The organism is Dactylosporangium sp. NPDC000244 (genome assembly GCF_040300725.1).
In the GTDB taxonomy this organism is placed as follows: domain Bacteria; phylum Actinomycetota; class Actinomycetes; order Mycobacteriales; family Micromonosporaceae; genus Dactylosporangium.
The window spans coordinates 243,925-262,210 of record NZ_JBEPEH010000001.1 but is presented as its reverse complement, the minus strand read 5'-3'; the positions used below and the strand labels follow the sequence as shown (position 1 = coordinate 262,210).

Below are 18,286 nucleotides of genomic sequence, written 5' to 3'. Positions count from 1 at the left end.
TTGCACGCCGATTCGGGGGCCGCACGCCGGCGGGGTCAGGGCGCGACGTACGTGACCGCCCGCCCGCAGTAGCTCGGCGGCAGCGTGACGACGGGGTTGCGGCAGACCTGCACCGTGATCCGGTCGATCCCCTTGTCCGCCGAGGCGCCGCCCAGCACGAACGAGAACGGCACCGTGCCGTTGTCGGCGGTGCGGCTCTGCCTCGCGACCTCGGTCGTCCCGAGGTAGGCGACGAACGTGACGGTGCTGCTGTACCCGTCGTCGCGGCACACCGGCCCCGGATCGATCGGCAGCGGCCGGTCCGCGACCTTCCCGGACACGCCGACGCCGGGCGCGGGCAGCGGCGAGACCGGCCCCTGCGGCCAGCTGAACGTGCCGCTGCTGGAGCCGTAGCGGCAGCTGTCCCCGGAGTCGGCGGCGAACGCCTGGCTGACGACGGCGGCGTGCGCGGCGGCGGGAACCCCGACGACCGCGGCCGTGGCGGCGGCCGCGAGCAGCGTGGCGGAGCGAGCTCTGATCATCACCGAGTCCTCTCGAGAGGCGGGAAGCAGCCAACGCCTCACATATTGAGACTCATCACTCTCGATCGCAAGCACGCCCGGGTGGCACCTGGGCTTACTCCGCGGCCGGCTCGGGGAAGTACTTGCCTCGGTTGCGGCGGTACGCGCGCACGATCGCGGCGGTGCAGCCGATGGTCCCGCCGACGAGCAGGACCACGCCGACCATGGTGCTCGCGAACGAGGTGCCCGTCACGCTCGCCTTCGGGTCCGGGGCCTTCAGCCGCATCGCGTCGACGACCAGGTCCGGCTGGCCCGCGTCGGCCGCCGGTGGGGCCTCGTCCCCCGGTGCGTCCGCGGCCGGCGGCGGGGCCGACGTCGTGGCGGTGCTCGCCGGCCGGGTGGCGGCCGGCGGGCCGGCCTGACCGGTCTGGACCGGGCGCGCCGCCTGCGTGGCCGTGCGCACCGGCTGCGGCGGTTGCGTGGTCTGGACCGTCGTCTGCGGCGGCTCGGTGGTGCGGACCGCCGTCTGCGGCGGCTCGGTCGTCGTCGCGGGCGCCGACGCCCGGCCGTGCTCGGGCTGCCGTCCGGCCGCCGCCGGCCGGGTGGTGGCGGGGGCCGGCGAAGCGGCGGAGGCCGGCGGGGATGCGGAGGGCCGGGACGGGCCGCCGAAGCGGGCGCTCACCACGATGCCCTTCGCGTCGGTAGTCACCGTGACCGGGTTCTTCGTGTGCAGCAGCCGCGGGCAGTCCAGCACGTCGTACGAGCCGCTGAAGCGCTGGGCCAGGAACGTGAACAGGCTGTTCGCCGCCGCCGGGTCCGGCGACGCGGCCCGGACGGTCAGGCTGCGGTCGAGCTCGATGCGGTCGGGGCCGACCCGGAGCAGATCGGCGCAGTAGGCCTTGGGCGTCTCGGTCGCGGCGGCGACGGCGGGCTGACCGACGCCGGCGCGGTACAGGTTGGTCTTGGCGACGCTCGGCTTGCCGGCCACCTGCGTCATCGGGTCCGAGGTCGGCACCAGCGCCACCGGGGCGGCCTGGTGCGCGGCGGCCTGCAGCTCGTTCAGGGCGAGCGCCGTGGCCGGGGCGCCGGCGTCGGCGAGGTCGGGCGCGCGGTACGGCGTGCACCCCAGCGCCGGGAAGACGTGCGCGTCGAGCAGGGCGTTGTCGCTGCCGTTGACCGCGACACGGGCGCCGCGGCGGGCCAGGGCGGCGCGGTTCGCCGCGGTGTTCTGCGCGGTCGTGCCGTCGGCGAGCACCAGGTAGGTGGTGGTGACGTTGTCGCTCTGGTCCATGTCGACCAGGCCGAAGTCGCGCGTCGACGGGCACGGGCGGCCGTCGGCGGCGGTGCCGAGCCCCGGCACCTTCAGCTTGCCGGCGGCGATCGCGTTGCCGGCGGCGGTGAACACGGCGGGGGCGTTGCAGTACGCGAACTGGCCGAAGATCGAGTTCCGCTCGCCGTTGACGCACCGGCCGGCCGCGAGGCTGCCGTGGTCGCCGGCGAGGCGCAGCTGGTCGCCGTTGAAGCCGAACCACAGGCCGACGACCGCGCCGGCGGGCAGCTTCGGCGGGGCCGGCGGCACGGCGGGGCGGGCGCCGGCGTCGACGACCAGCGGGTTGTAGACCGACATGGCGCCGGTCGCCGGGTCGACGATCGTGGCCTGGACGAAGGCGGCCGAGCCGGCGTCGGCCTCGTGGCAGGGCGCCTCGAGGCGGTAGGGGGTCGCCAGGCCCTTCGCGCTCAACGGGTCGGCCGGCACGGCGAGCGTGCACGCGACCTCGGGCGCGTCCTGGCCGGCGAGGGCGGCCTGCGACGTGAGCGCGATGCCGCCGAGCACCGCGATCAACGCGGGCACGCCGAGGGTCAGCAGTGGCCGGCCCAGCCACCGGCGAAGACCGGTGGACTCGGGCCCCGAGCTGCGATGACCCGGCCGACCGGCCGGGCGTTGGTCGAACACGCCGCGCTCCTTGTCCTGGCGGAACACGGGCATCGGCGGGGCCGGGAGCCCGTGCGGCAACCTCGACGGCTACGGCCACGACCGTACTGCCGGGTCAGGGGCCGCAGCGGGCGGCGAAGGAAGGCATAACGGGGATTTGCAGTGCGCTAAAAGGAGCCAGGAGGCGTCAGGCGATGGGGCTCTTCGGGGCGAAGTAGCCGTCGTCGCCGGACTGGTACGCCCACACGTTCAGCGCCGGCCCCGCCAGGCCGCCGTCGCGGCCGAACCGGATGCGCCGGCCGAGCCCGTCGCGGTCCCAGGCGTCCACGAACTGCAGCATCGCCGGCCGCGTGGTCTTCCCGGCGCGCAGGCCCGCGAGCGCGATCCGGGCCGCGTCGTACGCCTCCGGCGCGTAGTACTCGGGCGTGTCGCCGAAGCGGGCCTTGAACTGGGAGCGGAACGTCTCCAGGCCCTGGGTCACGGGCAGGCAGGGGCAGGTGGCGTACGTGCCGTGGCCCGCGTCGCCGGCGGTCTTGCGGAAGGTCTCGGTGATGACCTTGTCGCCGGTCACGAGCGGGATCTTCGGCAGCACCGCCCGCAGCCGCTGCACGAACGGCGCGGTGTCGTCGGCCCAGCCGCCGAAGTAGACCGCGTCGGCGCCGCTGTGCCGGATCTGGTCCACGACCGGGGCCCAGTCGGTGCTGTCCTGGGCGACGGCGGCCTGCCCGGCCACGGCCGGTGCGCCGAGCGTGGCGGCCACGCGGGCCGAGACGTCCTTGCCGAAGGCGGTGTCGTCGCCGATCACGAAGACGTGCCCGGCCTTCAGGGTGTCGCGCAGGTACCGCGCCGCGGCGTCGGCCTGGTCGTCGTCGCTCGGCAGCGTGCGGTGAAAGACGGTCCAGCCCTTCGCCGTGAGGTTCGAGTCGCTCGCGGACGGGCTGATCACGGCCAGCCCGGCGGGTTCGAGGACCGGCACCGCGGACTCGGCCTCGTGGCCGTAGGTGGGCCCGACGACCGCGACGATCGACGCGTCCTCGGCGATCTTCCTCGCCGACTCCGCCACGTCGCCGGTGATCGCGGTGTCGTACTGCCGCAGCCGCACCTCGCACTCGTCCGGGTGCGCCGCGTTGTCCTGGGTCACGGCCAGGGTGACGGCGTCGAGCTCCCCCGGCCCGTCCCCGGCGGCGTCGCCGGTCAGCTCGCCCATGAACGCGATCGTCCGGGCGCACTCGTCCGGCCCCCAGGTGCCGCCGGCCGACGGGCTGCTCGCGTGCGGGATGACGGCGTTGGCGAGGCAGGTGAGCGCCAGGACGACGGCCACGGCCACGGCGACGAGGTCCCAGCGGGCCCGCCCCGGCCTGACCGGCGCGGGCGCGGGCTCGGGCGGCGGGGCCGGCGCGGATGCGCGCTGCTCGGGAGCCGGTTGCGAGCCTCCGAGGACGGTGCTGGACAGGCCGCGCGCCTCGGCGAGGCCGGCCCGCATGCCCTCCAGGTCGCCCGTGAGCTCCGACAGCCGCGACTCGGTGTCGCCCGCCCCGGCCGCGTCGTGCATGACGATCAGCTCGGCGACGCGCGCCCCGAGCCCCTCGAGGTCGAAGACCGCCGCCTCGATGCGGGCCAGCAGCGTGCGCCGGGTGGTGTCGAGCCGGTCGGCCACCGCGAGCTGCTGCTCGATCGCGTGCACCGACCGGTCGAGCTCGGCCCGCAGCGCCTCGTCGCCGGCCTCGTCGCGCTGGGCCGTCGCCGTGCCGAGGTCCCGCCGCAGCCGGTCGACCGGGATCTCCCGCAGCGAGCGCTCGATCGCCTTGACCTGCTCGGCGAAGCGGCGCAGGTCGGCGAGCACCTCGGCGGCGTGGTCGTCGACGTCGCCGATCTGCGCGCGCAGCACCGGGTCGCGGGGCGAGTCGGTCTGCTCGCGCAGCCGCGCCACGGCCGCCTCGGCCCGCTTGACCAGCCGGTCCGCGGTGACCGCCTCGGCCTTGGGCGGCCCCGACGGCCCTCCCCGCGCGCCGGCGGCCCGCCGGAACCGCACGCGCGCGACGATGCGCCACAGCGCGTAGCCGCCGGCGATGGCCAGGGCCGCCACCAGCCCGATCTCCCACGGACCGATCATGATCGCTCCACCGTCGTCTGCCGTGGAGCACGACGGTACCGCCGCCGCGCCAGTCGCGAGCTCAACACCGGCTGGGGATCACTGCGCCCGGACGGCCGCCTCCAGGTCGGTCCGGGTGAGCGCGGGCCGCAGCTGCAGGTCCTCGGCGGCCAGGTTGTCGCGGCCGCCCTGCTCGCGGTCGATCGCGCAGACGACCGCGACGATCTCGGCGCCCTCGGCCCGCAGCGCCCGGCACGAGGCCAGCAGCGCGCCGCCGGTGGTCACCACGTCCTCGATCACCGCGATGCGGCGGCCGGCGACGGGGAATCCCTCGGCCGCCTTCTCGGTGCCGTACGCCTTCGCCTCCTTGCGCACGAAGACCGTCGGCAACCCGGTGAGCTGCGACATCACGGTCGCGATGGGGATGCCGCCCATCTCCATCCCGGCGAGGGCGTCGCACTCGGGCAGCAGCTCGACCATCGCCGCGGCGACCTCGCGCAGCAGGGCGGGCTCGGCCTCGAACAGGTACTTGTCGAAGTACTCGCCGCTCACCTGCCCCGAACGGAGGCGGAAGGAGCCGGTCAGGTGGCAGGTCTCGTACACACGGCGCGCGAGCGGGCTGGTCATGCGATCAGTGTCGCGTACGCCGTGTTCAGGGCCTCCTACCGCACCCCTCGGACGTCCCACAGCCAGACGCCACCGATCAGCCGGCCGGGGCCGAACAGGTCGTCGAGGAGCCGGCGCTGGGCCGCGTACGCGGGGCCGGGCGGGGCCAGGACGATGGCGGTGCGCCAGTGGGCGAGGTCGGCCCGGGCCGCGGCGCGGTCGGCGTCGGTGACCGGCCGGGGATCGCGCAGCAGCCGGTCCAGCGGGCGGGACGGCGGGCCGACGATCGCGTGGCGGCCGGTGACGCCGCCCTCGGGGCCGAGAAAGTAGCCGTGCGAGAGGCGCATGTCGAGGCCGGTCGCGGTCGACCAGGACAGCGCCGTCCAGTGCTCGAAGTCGGCGAGGGGCACGACCAGTACCGAATGATCGGCATCGACATAGCCGCGCCACGCGCCGCCGCTGACGAACGACGGGACGGCCGGGCGGGGCTCGACCGGGGTGGGCGTCGGGGCGGCGGGGACGAGCAGCGCGGCGGCCAGGCCGATCGTGAGCAGGCGGGACGGCAGGCGGCAGCGGGCCGCGGCCAGGGCCGCGAGCGGGGCGAGACACCAGGTCAGGACCTCGCCGAGCCGGGTCGGCAGCAGGGTGTCGAAGAGCGGCAGGCGCGCCAGCGGGGCGTAGGGGCCGGGGATGCCGAGCGAGCGGCCGCCGAGGGTCAGGCCGGTGCCGAGCGAGAGCGCGAGGAAGACCGCGCCGGTGATCGCGAGCGAGCGGGTCAGGCGGTCGCGCCGCTGCCAGAGCACGAACGCGAGCGCGGCCAGCATGATCGGCCAGCCCAGGTGCGCGTGCTGCTCGGCCGAGAAGCCGGGGGCCGGCGGGTACTCGCTCCAGCGCACCGCGACCGAGGTGCGGGAGAACGAGGTCACGCCGAGCAGGTCGGTGTGGAAGGCGGTCATCTGGCGCTCGCCGCCGCGGTAGGCCCCGGTGCCGAAGAACTGGTACCAGAGCGGGTACGCGAGCACTGCGGTCGCCGCCAGGGCCGCGACGCCGAGGCCCGGCAGCAGGGGACGCCAGCGCACGCCGCGCCACAGCAGCAGGAACACGCCGAGCGCGAGGGCCGTGATGAACAGCGTCTCCTCGTTGATGAAGACCTGCCACACGACCAGCGCGGCGAGGACGAGGCCGTCGCGCAGGTACCGCCGCGAATCGAGCATCCGCACGACCCGCCACGCGATGACGGGCACGAGGAACTGCGCGGCGAGGTTGGGGTGGAAGGTGGCGTGGCCGACGACGCTGGGCGCGAACCCGCCGACCAGCCCGCCGGCCCAGGCGGCGGGCCGGGAGTCCACGACGTGCCGGGACAGGAGCCAGAACCAGGCGGCCGCGGTACCGCTCAGGGCCAGCACGATCAGCACGTCGAACGCGACACCGGGGCCGAGCAGCCAGGTGATCGGGGCCATGGGCACCCCGAGGCCGTACTGCGTCGTGTTCGCCATCCCGTTGACCCCGACGGGCGCGTTCATCCGGTCGATGAGCAGCGGGTTCCCGCCGCGCCCGAGCAGCCGGGCGGCCAGCGCGAGGTGCCATTCGGCCTGGATGCGGTCGCCGGGTGTGTACGGCAGCCGCTGCCCGGGATGGGCCAGCAGCCGCCCGCAGAGCACGACGGCGGCGAGCACGTAGCTCGCCACGGCGAGGAGATCGGCCCGGCCGCGGGTCACGGGCGAGTCTAACCGGGCGGTGGTCACACCCCCCGCGCGACCACCGCGCCGTGTCCTCGATTCTCCCGGTTCGGGGGTAGGGGTCGCACTCCCCAGTCCTGGTGAGCGGGTCAGCAGAGGTTCAGCTCCCTGGCCCAGAGCTGGGCGGCCGTGCGCTGGGGCAGGTTCCGCGGGGCCTCGGGGTGCACGAGGTGGTACTTGCGGCGGATCGAGCGCAGGTGGGTGTTCGCGGTGTCGATCGAGACGAAGAGGCGCCGGGCCGCGGCCGCCGTCGACAGGTGCTCGCAGCCGACCAGCCGCACCACCTCCAGCTCGCGCGGGGTCAGCTGGTGCTGCTGGCGCCGGGCCACGGCCGCGGCGAAGATCCGCGCCACGGCCTCCCGGGCCTGCCCGAGGGTGAGCCCGCAGCCCCGCGCGGCGCGCCCGAGCGGCTCGCCCTGCACGCACGCGCGCAGCACCCGCAGGTCACCGGCGGCCAGCTCGGCGCCGGACGGCAGGGGGCGGCGGCGCAGGTCGGCGTAGAACATCGCGGCGAGGGCCGCGGACAGGTGCAGCCCGTCGGCGTCGACGGCGCGCACGGCGGCGACGAGGCCGGCCGCGTCCTCGGACTTCTCCACGTAGCCGGCGGCCCCGGCGGCGATGGCGTCCAGCGTCTGCTCCTCGGGCGCGTACCCGGAGATGAGCAGCACCCGCCACCGGTGCGCGACCAGCGCCTTGACCGCCTCCGCGCCCGACAGTCCCGTCTCGAGGATCACGTCGCAGACGGCGAGGCCCGGCGGCCCGGACGCCAGGCACGCCGCGACGCTCGTCGCGAGGGGCCGGAGGGTGAAGCCGTGCCCGGCCAGCAGCGGGGTGAGCACGGTGACGAGGGGGCCGGCGACCAGGCGGTGGTCGTCGACCACGACTACGGGGCCGGCCACCGCAGCACCACCTTGGTCCCCTGGCCGGGCGCCGAGCTGACGTCCCAGCCGGCGCCGGCCGCGGTGACGGCCGGCAGCGACGAGGTGTAGCCGCGCCCGCGCGGGGTGCGGCCGGGGTCGAAGCCGGCCCCGCTGTCGAGCACCGAGATCTCCACGCCGTCCGCGGTCGCCTCGGCGAAGAGGACGACCTCGGCGTCGGCACCGGCGTACTTCAGCGCGTTCGCGAGGGCCTCGTGCGCGGCGGAGAGCAGGGCGGCGGCGACCTCGGGCGGGGGCTCCTCGTGGACGTACACCCGCGGGAACAGCAGCAGCCCGAGGTCGGCGAAGGTGGCCGCGAGCTCGAAGACCCGGGCCTCGAAGCCGTCGGCGGGCGCGTCGGCGGACAGCAGCGCCCGGGCCCGGATCGCGCCGCGGCGGGCGGCCCGGCGGGTGTCGCGCCCGACGCGCTCGTCCAGGGCGATCCCGTCGAAGATCGGCAGCACGCCGTCGTGCAGGGAGCGCCGGAAGCCCTCGCGGTGCAGGGCGAGGTCGAGGCGGCGGGCATGGGCCACGGCCGCGGCCGTCTGCGCCGCCATGCCGCGCATGAGGGTCGCGACGGCCAGTCCGGCGACGTACCAGACCACGAACCCGAGCAGGTCGGAGCCCAGCTTCTGGGAGACGTCGGGCCAGACCGAGGCCACCCAGGTGGCGCCGAGCAGCGCGACGGCCGCGGCCGCCCGCCACCGCAGCCCGACCGCGAAGGCGAGCACGACGGGGCTGACCAGGCTGACCGGGACGAGCTCGGTGAGCACGGCGTTGCGCTGCTCGGGCACGCCGGCCCGGGAGCCGGCGGCCATGAGCGCGACGCAGAACGCGGCGTCGGCGAAGGCCAGGAGCTGGTCGTCGCGCAGCCCCTCGTTGCGGCGGACGCGGCGCAGCACGAACAGGGCCCAGGCGGCCGCGGCGAGCAGGGCCAGGAGCACGAGCCAGGGTCTCGGGAGGTTGCGCCACTCCACCAGCGGTACGGCCAGGAACGGCACCGTCGCCAGCCGGACGTAGGCGACCATGCGGGCGAGGCGCTGCTCGTTGGCGCGGACGATCTCCTCGCCGGACTCGTCCGGGATCCGCGACCAGTCCAGCGCGGCCCGCACCCGCTCCGTCAACGCCATCGACGCCTATCGTGCCCGCCTTCGGGATCGACGGACATCGGCGCGTCGGCCCATCCATTCCGTGTCCGGGTCGCGTCCAGGCCGTGTCACCAAGGGGCCTCCCAGGGCGGACCTCAAGGTGACACGGCCGGCGCGCTCCCGCCCCCTCGGCGTGCCCCCAGTACGGCACAGGCGGGAGAGGTGCAACGACATTATTGCGGCAACTCGTACACATCGGTGGCCGGATGTCCCGCGCGTTCATGGACGCGCAGGACGGCCTCCCGGTCCGGCCCGTGGGCCAGCCGGAACACCAGCCCGGAGGCGTGGTCGAGCCAGTGCCGGTCGAACCGGACACCCTCGGCGACGGCGTGCTCGCGGTCGGCGTCCAGCGCCGCGGCCAGCTCCTGCGGGGTGACGTCCGCGTAGCCGGCGTGCACGTCCATGAAGGTCGGCATCGGCGTCAGGAGCCTTCCTGGACCTGGTAGATCTCGCCGGCGACGAGCCCGTGGGCCTCGCGGTGCACGGCCGCGGCCGCATCGGCCGTCGGCGCCTCGGCGAGGCAGAAGATCTTGCCGTGCGCCTCGTCGACCCAGTACCGCAGGTAGCTCACGTCGTACCGGCCCTGTGTGCGCAGGTCGGCCATGTGGGCCTTGACGACGTCGTCGACGGACACGCCGCCCTCGATGCTGTGGATGTCCATGTACAGCGGCATTGCCAGCGCCTCCTTCGGTTCGAGCGATGCACCGACCGTACGGATGGCGGGGGTGCCGGCGAATCGGGAAGCATTCCCCAGGTTTGGGTGGGTGCCTACCCGGTTTTGCGCGCGGCCTCGGCGCGGGTGGCCACGCCAAGCTTGGCCAGGACCGCGGACACGTGGTGGTCCACCGTCTTCACCGACAGGACCAGCCGCGCGGCGATCTCGGCGTTGGTCAGGCCCTCCGCGACCAGGTCGAGCACCTGCTGCTCGCGGCGCGTCAGGCCGTGCGGGTGCGCCCGGGTCGCCGTGCGCGGGCCGGCCGGGATCGAGCGGGCGCCGAGGTCACGCAGCCGCTGCCGGGCCACCCGCGCCGCCGCCGTCGCGCCGAGGTCGTCGAACGCGGCCAGGGCGCGGCGCACGCCGGGCTCGTCCCCGGCGCCGAGGCGGGCCAGGGCGGCGTCGTACGGGCAGCCGAGCGCGTCCCACGCCGCGGCCGCGCCCGCGTGGTCGCCGGCCCACTCGAGCGCGAAGGGCTCCGCGAGCTCGCCGCGCGCCGGACGGTCCGAGCCGGTGCGGCGCAGCCAGGTCGCGACCCAGCCGCGCAGCCAGCCGTCGGCGCGGGCGCAGACGTCGTCGGCAAGCTCCGCCTCGGTGCGCGCGTCGGAGTGCTTGCCCGCGAGCCAGCGCGCCTCGGCCCGGCCCAGCCGCGCCTTGATGATCCACTGGGGCTCGCCGGCGCCGTCGGCCGACTCGGCCGCCTCGTCGAGCGCCGCCCACACGCCGTCCTCGTCGCGCCGGGCGCGGATCGTGGCGTGGACGTACAAGGGATAGATCCGGTTGATCGGGGACGCCTCCTCGACCCGGGTGAGCACCTGCCGGCACAGCGCCATCGCCTCGTCCCAGTGGCCGGTGCGGGCGAGCGCGGAGGCGCGTTCGCCGCGCAGGCAGGTGCCGTACGTGTCCACGTCGTGCTCGTCGCAGTACGCGATCGCCTCGTGGTAGACGGGCTCGGCCTCCGCGTAGCGGCGCGCCCGGCAGAGCAGGCCGTAGAGGTTCGTGTACGCCCGCCCGGCCTTCTCGTCGTGACCGTGCTCGATCGCCACGTCCAGCGCGCGGCGCATGAGCGGGATCCACTCCTCGCCCAGCATGAGCCGGGCCACCGACTCGGTGTTGAGGGTGTCGCTGACCAGGTCGAAGCGGCCCAGCGGGGCGGCGATCGCCTGCGCGCGGCCGGCGAGCTCGGTCGCCTCGGCGTAGCGGTCGGCGAGCATGTGGTGCTTGGCGAGGTGCCCGTAGGCGAGGGCGAGCTCGCCGCTCGGGCCGAGCGGCTCGAGCACGGCGATGGCCGCCTCGGCGTCGGCGAGCGCCTCCTCCCCGCGACACAGGCTGACCCCGGCGGCCGAGCGCATCCGCAGCGCATTGCCCTCGCGCAGGCCGTTGCCCGCCGCGCGCCACAGCACTCGGCCCCGCTCGGCCGCCTCCGCCACGCCCGCCCAGGCGTCGATCATCGACAGCTCGAAGGCGAGCGCGTCAAGCAGTTCCGGATCGTTCCCGTCGGCCCGCACGGCGCGGTGGTACTGCGCCGCCGCCTCCCGGTGCGAGCGGAGCCCGGCCGCGGCCCGGGCCGCGCGCACGGCGTGGTGCAGGGCGGCGGCCCGGTCGCCGGCCGCCTCGGCGTGGTGGGCCAGGCTCGCGTCGTCGCCGGAGCCGAGCCGCTGGAGCGCGGCGAGCACCGCGGCGTGCGCGGGTGCGGTTCGATGCGGCGGTACGGCCTGCTCCACCGCCAGCCGCGCCAGTTCGTGACGGAATCGCAGCCCCGCGCCGTCCCCGGTCAGCAGGCCGGACGCGACGAGATCGTCGAGCGCCTCAGGGGTGGCGCCGGTGGCCTCGGCGAGCAGGCGCGGGTCGACGCGGGTGCCGATCAGGGCCGCGGTGTCGAGCACGGCGCGCGCGTCCGGGCGCAGTCGCGCGGCCCTCGCGAGCACGGCGTCGGCGGCGGACGCGGGGATGCCGGCGGTACTGTCGCGAACCAGCTCGGTCACGAAGTACGGGTTGCCACCGGTGAGGCGGTACAGCTCGGCCGGGTCGACCCCGCGCTCCCGGGCGAGGGCGCGCACGGCCGGCTCCGACAGCGGGGCGAGGCCGATGCGGCGGGTGCCGCGCTGCGTGCCGAGGTCGCCGAGCGCGAGGCGCAGCGGGTCACCCCGCGACAGGCCGTCGTCGCGGTAGGTGAGCACGGCGACGGTGCCGCGCAGCCGCCGGCCGAGGTAGCGGATCCAGTCGACCGTCGCCTCGTCGGCCCAGTGCAGGTCCTCGACCACGAGGACGTCGACGTCCCGCAGCGCGCGCAGGGTCACGGCGAACAGCTCGTCCCGGTCCGCCGAGCGCAGGTCCAGGCCGAGCTGGTCGGCGATGTCGAACAGCGGGCCCAGCGGCCGCGGCGTGAACAGACCGTCACACAGGCCCCACACGACGTTGGGCCGGCCCTCGGTGAACGCCTCGACGAGCGCGGTCTTGCCGACGCCGGCCTCGCCGCCGACGAGCACCAGGCGGGCCTCGCCGGCGTGCGCCGCGCGGGCGTACTCGGTCAGCGACGCGAGCGCGGACTCCCGTTCCAGCAACCGCACGGCTGCTACCGGTCGCGCGGACCGTAGCGCTGCTCGGCGCGCGCCCGGGCCCGGGCGGCCTCGACCTCGCGGTCGCGCGGCGGGGTGCGGGTCACCAGATTGTCCAGCAGTGTCCGGGTCGCCTCGGTGACCGCCTGCACGGCGGCGTCGAAGGCCTCCTGGTTCGCCGCGGCCGGGCGGGTCATGCCGGCGACCTTGCGCACGTATTGCAGCGCGGCGGCCTCGATCTCGTCCTCGGTCGCGGGCGGCTCGAAGTTGTTCAGCACGCGGATGTTCCTGCACATGCCGTCCACGATGCCAGGCCCGCGGAAAAATGTCGCACCCCCTCGCTAGTCTGCCGGGCATCCGATCAACGAGGGAACGGAGGCAACCCGGATGGCGTGGCTCGCGGCCGGCGGCGGCTATGAGGTGACCCTGGATGCAGGGCGCATAGCGTGCCGTAATCAGAAGGGCAAAGTGCTCAGGTCGTTGCCTCCGGCGCTGCGCGACGACCCGGTGGTGGCCGGGCTGCGGCAGCTGACCGAGTGGCTGGGCCGGCACGAGGCCGAGGTCCGCGAGCAGGTCGACCTGTGGATGATCCGTTCCCTGCCGGTGCCGGCCGAGCTGCTGGCCCGGGTCTGGGCCGACGAGACGTGGCGCGCGGCGCTGACCGACCTCGTGGTCGCGGTGCTCGACGAGGACGGCTCGTTCGACCCCGACGAGGCCGGGTTCCTGCGCGACGCCACCGCCGACGGGATCGGCGTCGTGAACCTCGACGGCGAGACGGTCCGGCTCCCGGCCGAGCGGGTCGCGGTGCCGCACCCGACGCGCCTGCCGGACCTGGAGGACCTGCGCGAGTTCGCCGCCGACCTCGGCGTCAAGCAGTCCGTCGACCAGCTCTTCCGCCAGACCTGGACCCGCCCGGCGGAGCTGGAGCCGGGCGCGGCGAGCGTGCGCGACTACGCCGGCGGCCGCTTCGCCGAGCTGCGGCACCTGCTCGCCCGGGCCGGTTCGCTGGGCTATCCGGTGCGGGGCGGCTACGCGGTCTGCCGCGTGTTCGAGGACGGGCGCGGCCTGGAGGCCCGCAGCTGGGTCGGGGCCGACGATCCCTACACGGAGGCCGAGACCGGCGACCTGGTGTTCGTCCACCCCGACGGCAAGTCGATCCCGCTCGCCGAGGTGGGGCCGGTCGCCTGGTCCGAAGGCATGCGCATGGCCGCGGCGCTCTACGCCGGCCGAGTGGTCGAGGAGTCGAAGGAGGAGGACGCGTGAGCGAGGCGTTGCTGGACGCGGGGGCCGTGCTGCCGCTCGGGTCCTCTGTCGAGAAGGACACCGTCGACACGCTCACGACGCGGGAGTATGCGCACCCGGTGCTCGGCGAGCGCAAGGTGGTCCGGCTCGTGCCGGGCACGCTCGGGCAGGCCGAGGACCTCACGATGGAGTTCCTGGGCTTCGCCGCGCCGCAGACCGTCGCCGAGGTCGGCCTGGTCCGCCAGCAGGCGCTGGGCTTCCCCGCCTGGGCGCTCGTGCACGACCCCGCCAACGGCCACCACGCGCTGGCCCTGGTGAAAGACATCGAGCGGCTCGTGCGGGTCGCGAAGTCCCGCATCGGCCCGGCCCGCGACGGCTTCAACGAGCTCGGCGACCGGCTGGCCCGCGCGGTGCCGCACTTCCTGCCGACGTTCTACGAGGAGGCGGCCCGCGCGTTCCTGGCCGCCGACAGCCAGACCTACGCGGCGAGCATGTTCGGCAAGGCCCGCGAGGCCGAGCGCACCTACGCGCTGGAGATCGACGAGGAGCGGCAGCACACCGTCTTCCTCGAGTTCGCCCTCGCCGGCGCGCTGACCGCCAAGTCGCTCGCCCAGCACGCCCGCGACCTCGCCGGGCGGTGCACGCCCGCGGTCGCCTACGAGCGGTTCCGGCGGCTGTGCCTGGAGCGGACGCTGGGCGGGATGCCGCCCTACGCGCAGATGCACGTCGACCTCGGGCGGCTGGCCAAGGCGGCCAAGCTCGGCCCGGAGGAGGACGAGGCGCTGCTGACCGAGCTGCTCGCGGCGCCGTCGCTGCTGCGGGCGCCCGGCGGATTCTGGAAGGCGTATCGCCCGGCCCTGCTGCGCATCGCCAAGCGCGACCCGAAGGTCCGCGGCCAGCTGCTCGGCATGTTCCCGCAGGACTGCCCGTTCGAGACGTGGCTGGAGATCCTGGAGGAGACCGGGGCCACCGAGGCGCTCACCGGCGCGGCCGGCACGGTCGACGCGCCCGCCGAGTCGCCGGACGGGCCCGCGGGCTGGCTCGTGCGCGCCGACCGCAGCCGGGGCTGGCGCAAGCGGCGCAACGCGCGCTACCTCGCGCTGGCCGAGCGGATGGCGCCGCGGCTCATCGCCGACGGCACGCCGCTGGAGCTGGCCACCTCGCACGGCCGCGTCGACCTGGACCTCGCCGACCTCATGCTGAGCCTGGACGTGCCGATGGCCGAGGCCCACGAGCACGCGCGATGCGACGTCGGGGTCTGGCTCGGCGACGACGGCGAGGGCCGTCGCGACCTCAGCGCCGTGGCCGGCCACGAGCGCCTGCGCGGGCTGGTCGCCGCGAGCATCGAGGGGCACCTCCACACGTTTTACCGCTCGGAGGATGCCAAGGTCGACGCGGTCAAGGTCAGCCAGGTGGTCGCGGTGCCCGGCCTGCGCACCGCGCTGCACTGGTGGCTGGACCGCCTCGCCGACCGGGTCGAGGCGCAGGGCCTCACCACGATCGGGCACGAGCTCGACCGGCTCACCCTCGTCGCCTCCCCGGACGGGCTCGCGGTCAACCCGGAGGCGATCGCCCGGATCACCGCGTTCGACCTCGGCCCGGTGCTCGGCCGGACGCTGCGGGCCGGGGTCCTCGACGAGCTCGGGTGGCCCGCGCTGGAGGCCGCCACCGAAATGCTCGGCGGGCTGGACCGCGGCGCGCTGACCGAGAACCTGTTCATCACCCCGCAGTGGCCGGCGCTGGTGCTGCGGCGCAACGACCGGGTGCTCGTGATCGGCGACGAGGGCGTCGAGCTCGACCACACGCTGCGGGTCCCGGCCGACGAGCTGCGCTACTCGTGGCACGTTGCGGTCCGCTACGTCGACGGGCAGCTGCTGGTGGGCTGGAACCGCAGCGGGGAGCGGGCCGGCTACTGGAGCGGCGCCCCCGACGACGTGTTCACCGCCGCCGAGGACGGGCTCAACGACCTCGGCGAGCACTCCCTGCCGCTGCCCGGGGGCGGGCGCACCGCGGGCGGGCGGCCGCTGCGGGCCGGTGACCGCAAGGCGCAGGAGCTCGGCGCGGTCGTGAGCGACGGGCGGCACCACTGGGTGCTGCGGCACGAGCCCGACTATTCGTCGCGGTGGTATGAGTACGACGCCGCCACGGGCGAACGCGGCCGCGCCTCGCTGCCGCGCTTCTTCGAGGACGGCGCGACCGACGGCCAGCAGCTCGACGCGGGCAACTGCGGCATCCGGCCGGCCTCGCCGCGCATGGCGCAGAGCCCGCTCGGCGCCCACGACGGGCTCGTCGGCTGGCGGGTGCGGCGCACCGACGGCGGCCAGGCCGGCGAGGGCGTCGACGGCCGCGCGTTCGCGATGGCCAACCCGCCCTCGTCCCGCTCGGGCAACGCCGGCGTGCTGGGCGGCGGCATCCGCTTCCCCGGCTCCGACACGGTGCACGGCCTCTACGTCGAGCGCGCCTGGCGGGCCGTGGTCGTGCACCTCTACACGCCCGACGGGCTCTGCTTCGCCCGGACCAGCACCACCGGCGAGAGCGGCCCGTTCGCGGAGGCCACCGCGCTCGTGCCGCACGTGGCCTACTGGCACCAGCTGCGCCCCCGCGACGAGGCCGGCTCCCGGGCGCTGCGGGCGTTCGGCGACGACGCGGCCGGCACGCTGATGGCCACGGTGGCGGCCCTGGCCGGCGCCGAGGCCGACCGGGCCACCATCGCCGACGAGGCCGTGCGGGACGCGGTCCGGGCGGCGCTGCCGGAGCTGAGCCACCCGGCGCTGCTCGCCGGCGTCGGCGGGGTCGTGCGGCACGCGGCCCGGGCGGCGCTGCGGCTGGCCCGGCTCACCGGCGTCACCGAGGAGATCCTGGCCGGCGGCCCCGCGGCCGCCGCGCTGCAGAACCCCGACGCCCATCTGGCCGCCGACGGCGTGCTCAACGACGCCCTCTCGGGCCTCATCCCGAGCTGCTACGACCACGGCCGCGAGTGGGTCAGGCACTTCATGGACTGCGGCGCCGCGCTCACCGGCGGCGAGCCCCGCACCCCGCTCGAGGACTGGTGCCGCAACGGCGACCTCGACTGGTGGGACACGCTCGGCGTGCTGCCCTCGGTCCTCCTGCGCGCGGCGTCCCCGGCCACGAAGCCGGAGCACCGCGCCGCGCTGCTGGACGCGCTCGGGGTGATCGCCGGCTCCGGGCTGCTCGACGGCGCCGGGCGCACCCGCCGGGTCGGTATCGGCCCGGACAGCGGGCGGCCCGAGATGACGGTCGGGCAGACCTACGAGTCCGGCCCCGGCCGCACGTTCCTGCCGTTCCAGGTCTCGCCGCACGACGGCACGGCCAGCGGCATCGAGCACTCGGCCGACGGCCGGTTCGGGGCGGTGCCCGGGCACGAGATCCGCTTCGCGCGCGAATACGACCGCCACGGCATCGACCGCGACGGCGTGCTGCGGTTCGTCGCGGCCGGCCGGGCCCTCGCCGCCGACGGTGGCGGCGGGTCCACGGCGCTGCTGCACCCGGACACGGTCCGCGCGCTGTCGGCCGCGGGCGGGATCAGCCTCGCCGAGGCCACGGTGCTGCTGTCCGGCGCGGCCGACGCGCGGCAGTGGTCGGCCACCAAGGAGGGCTGGGAGCCCGCCGACCCGACGGTCACCGACTACGCCATCGAGACCGCGATCGACCACCTGCGGCGGGACCCGACGCTGGCCCCGAAGATCAGCGGCGCCCATGCGGCGCTGGTGCCCGCCGACCCGGCGCAGCTGTGGACCACCGGGCCCGACCCGGCGCGGTTCGGCGCCTGGCGGACCGAGCAGGTCGGCGCCCGCACCCCGGTGAGCGACGAGCTCATCACCGAGTTCCGCCGGGCCGTCACCCAGTCCACCCTGAGCCCGTCGTCGTTCCTGCACGGCGTGGCCAACCCGGGCACGTGCAAGTGGCTGCAGGCGCCCGACCAGGGCGTCGACGGCGCCGAGCTGCTCCTCGCCGTCGCCCGCGGCCTGCCCTGGCTGGTGCGCCGCCTCCCCGCCGGCGACCCGATCCGGGCCACCCTGCCCGGCGTGCTGGAGTCCGTGCGCCGGCTCACGCGGGACCCGGCCTTCGAGGTGGCCGTCGCCGGCTCCGACGAGACCTCGATGGACAAGGCCCTCGCCCAGCTGGGGCTGGACGTCGAGCGCGGCGAGCACGAGCTCGACGCCGGGCTGTTCGTGATCTCCGCCCAGGGCTACTGGCGGCGGGCCCGGGTCCGCACGGCCCGCATGGACGGCCCCGGCGACCGGCGGGTCGACGCGCTCATCGCGGCCCTCGACGGCGCGCCGCAGGGCATCGTGGCGCTGCGGGCGATCCTCGGCGACGACATCGCGCGCTGGCTCGACGCGCCCGATGTCGAGGCGCCGCACGACCCGTCACGCTCGGCGCCGCAGCTCGTCGCCGAGGTCGCCGACCGGCACGGGCTCAGCGCCGACGCCGCCGCGCTCTACCTGCAGCTGCTGACCCTGCCCGACCCCACCGACCGCAACGTGGCCGGGTGGACCGGGTGGAAGCCGGCCCGGCTCAAGGCCGCCCGCGCCGAGCTGCTCGGCACCGACCTCGTCGTGGAGGCCAAGCGGCCGCGCGCGGGACGGTCGCTGTTCCTGCCCGGCGGGTGGATGGCGTGGAAGGCGCCGCTGCCGCCGCTGGAGCGGTGGAAGCTGCCGCTGCTCATCGGGGCGGGCGAGGACGGCACCGCGCTCGGGGCCGTGGTCCCGGTCGCGCCGGCGCCGCAGCTGTTCGCGATCGCCTGGGAGCGGATCACGTCCGGCGACACGCCGCGCTTCGAGGAGCTGCAGACGCGGGGCCGTCGATGAGTGC

The 18,286-nt window shown here is 75.8% G+C and carries 13 protein-coding genes; 2 read left to right on the top strand and 11 right to left on the bottom strand.

Features of this window, described 5'->3' with window-relative positions:
* Positions 1-35: 35 nt before the first annotated feature.
* The 11 genes from ABT369_RS01145 to ABT369_RS01095 form a co-directional block, all read right to left on the bottom strand.
* Positions 36-521: a hypothetical protein gene (locus ABT369_RS01145; protein ID WP_350609321.1), complete on the bottom strand. Its 486-nt coding sequence runs from the start codon at positions 519-521 to the stop codon at positions 36-38.
* Between the two features lie 94 nt (positions 522-615).
* Positions 616-2,454, bottom strand: coding sequence for a RodZ family helix-turn-helix domain-containing protein (locus tag ABT369_RS01140; protein WP_350609319.1), 1,839 nt, complete (start codon positions 2,452-2,454; stop codon positions 616-618).
* 166 nt (positions 2,455-2,620) lie between these two features.
* The gene (locus tag ABT369_RS01135; RefSeq protein ID WP_350609317.1) at positions 2,621-4,546 is read right to left on the bottom strand and encodes a branched-chain amino acid ABC transporter substrate-binding protein; all 1,926 of its coding nucleotides are present in this window, start codon (positions 4,544-4,546) and stop codon (positions 2,621-2,623) included.
* 78 nt (positions 4,547-4,624) lie between these two features.
* Positions 4,625-5,152 (bottom strand): orotate phosphoribosyltransferase, encoded by a 528-nt coding sequence (gene pyrE / locus ABT369_RS01130; protein ID WP_350609315.1) that lies wholly within the window; start codon positions 5,150-5,152, stop codon positions 4,625-4,627.
* Positions 5,153-5,187: 35 nt separating this feature from the next.
* Positions 5,188-6,849: a DUF6311 domain-containing protein gene (locus ABT369_RS01125; protein ID WP_350609313.1), complete on the bottom strand. Its 1,662-nt coding sequence runs from the start codon at positions 6,847-6,849 to the stop codon at positions 5,188-5,190.
* 110 nt (positions 6,850-6,959) lie between these two features.
* On the bottom strand, positions 6,960-7,769 hold the full coding sequence (locus ABT369_RS01120) for a response regulator transcription factor (protein ID WP_350609311.1): 810 nt from the start codon (positions 7,767-7,769) through the stop codon (positions 6,960-6,962).
* Positions 7,754-8,917 (bottom strand): ATP-binding protein, encoded by a 1,164-nt coding sequence (locus ABT369_RS01115; protein WP_350609309.1) that lies wholly within the window; start codon positions 8,915-8,917, stop codon positions 7,754-7,756. The genes ABT369_RS01120 and ABT369_RS01115 overlap by 16 nt, the downstream gene beginning before the upstream one ends.
* A 191-nt stretch (positions 8,918-9,108) precedes the next feature.
* The gene (locus ABT369_RS01110) at positions 9,109-9,351 is read right to left on the bottom strand and encodes a nickel-binding protein (protein WP_350609307.1); all 243 of its coding nucleotides are present in this window, start codon (positions 9,349-9,351) and stop codon (positions 9,109-9,111) included.
* A 5-nt stretch (positions 9,352-9,356) separates the two neighbouring features.
* Positions 9,357-9,608: a nickel-binding protein gene (locus ABT369_RS01105; RefSeq protein WP_350609306.1), complete on the bottom strand. Its 252-nt coding sequence runs from the start codon at positions 9,606-9,608 to the stop codon at positions 9,357-9,359.
* Positions 9,609-9,703: 95 nt separating this feature from the next.
* Entirely contained in the window at positions 9,704-12,220 is a 2,517-nt protein-coding gene (locus tag ABT369_RS01100) for a LuxR C-terminal-related transcriptional regulator (RefSeq protein WP_350609304.1), read from the bottom strand.
* A gap of 5 nt (positions 12,221-12,225) precedes the next feature.
* The gene (locus ABT369_RS01095; protein ID WP_350609302.1) at positions 12,226-12,504 is read right to left on the bottom strand and encodes a DUF2277 domain-containing protein; all 279 of its coding nucleotides are present in this window, start codon (positions 12,502-12,504) and stop codon (positions 12,226-12,228) included.
* Between the two features lie 172 nt (positions 12,505-12,676).
* Here ABT369_RS01095 and ABT369_RS01090 point away from each other — a divergent pair, with 172 nt between their 5' ends.
* Positions 12,677-13,471, top strand: coding sequence for a DUF4132 domain-containing protein (locus tag ABT369_RS01090; RefSeq protein WP_350609300.1), 795 nt, complete (start codon positions 12,677-12,679; stop codon positions 13,469-13,471).
* Positions 13,468-18,282, top strand: a complete 4,815-nt coding sequence (locus tag ABT369_RS01085) for a hypothetical protein (protein ID WP_350609298.1) — start codon at positions 13,468-13,470, stop codon at positions 18,280-18,282. The genes ABT369_RS01090 and ABT369_RS01085 overlap by 4 nt, the downstream gene beginning before the upstream one ends.
* Positions 18,283-18,286: the final 4 nt, after the last annotated feature.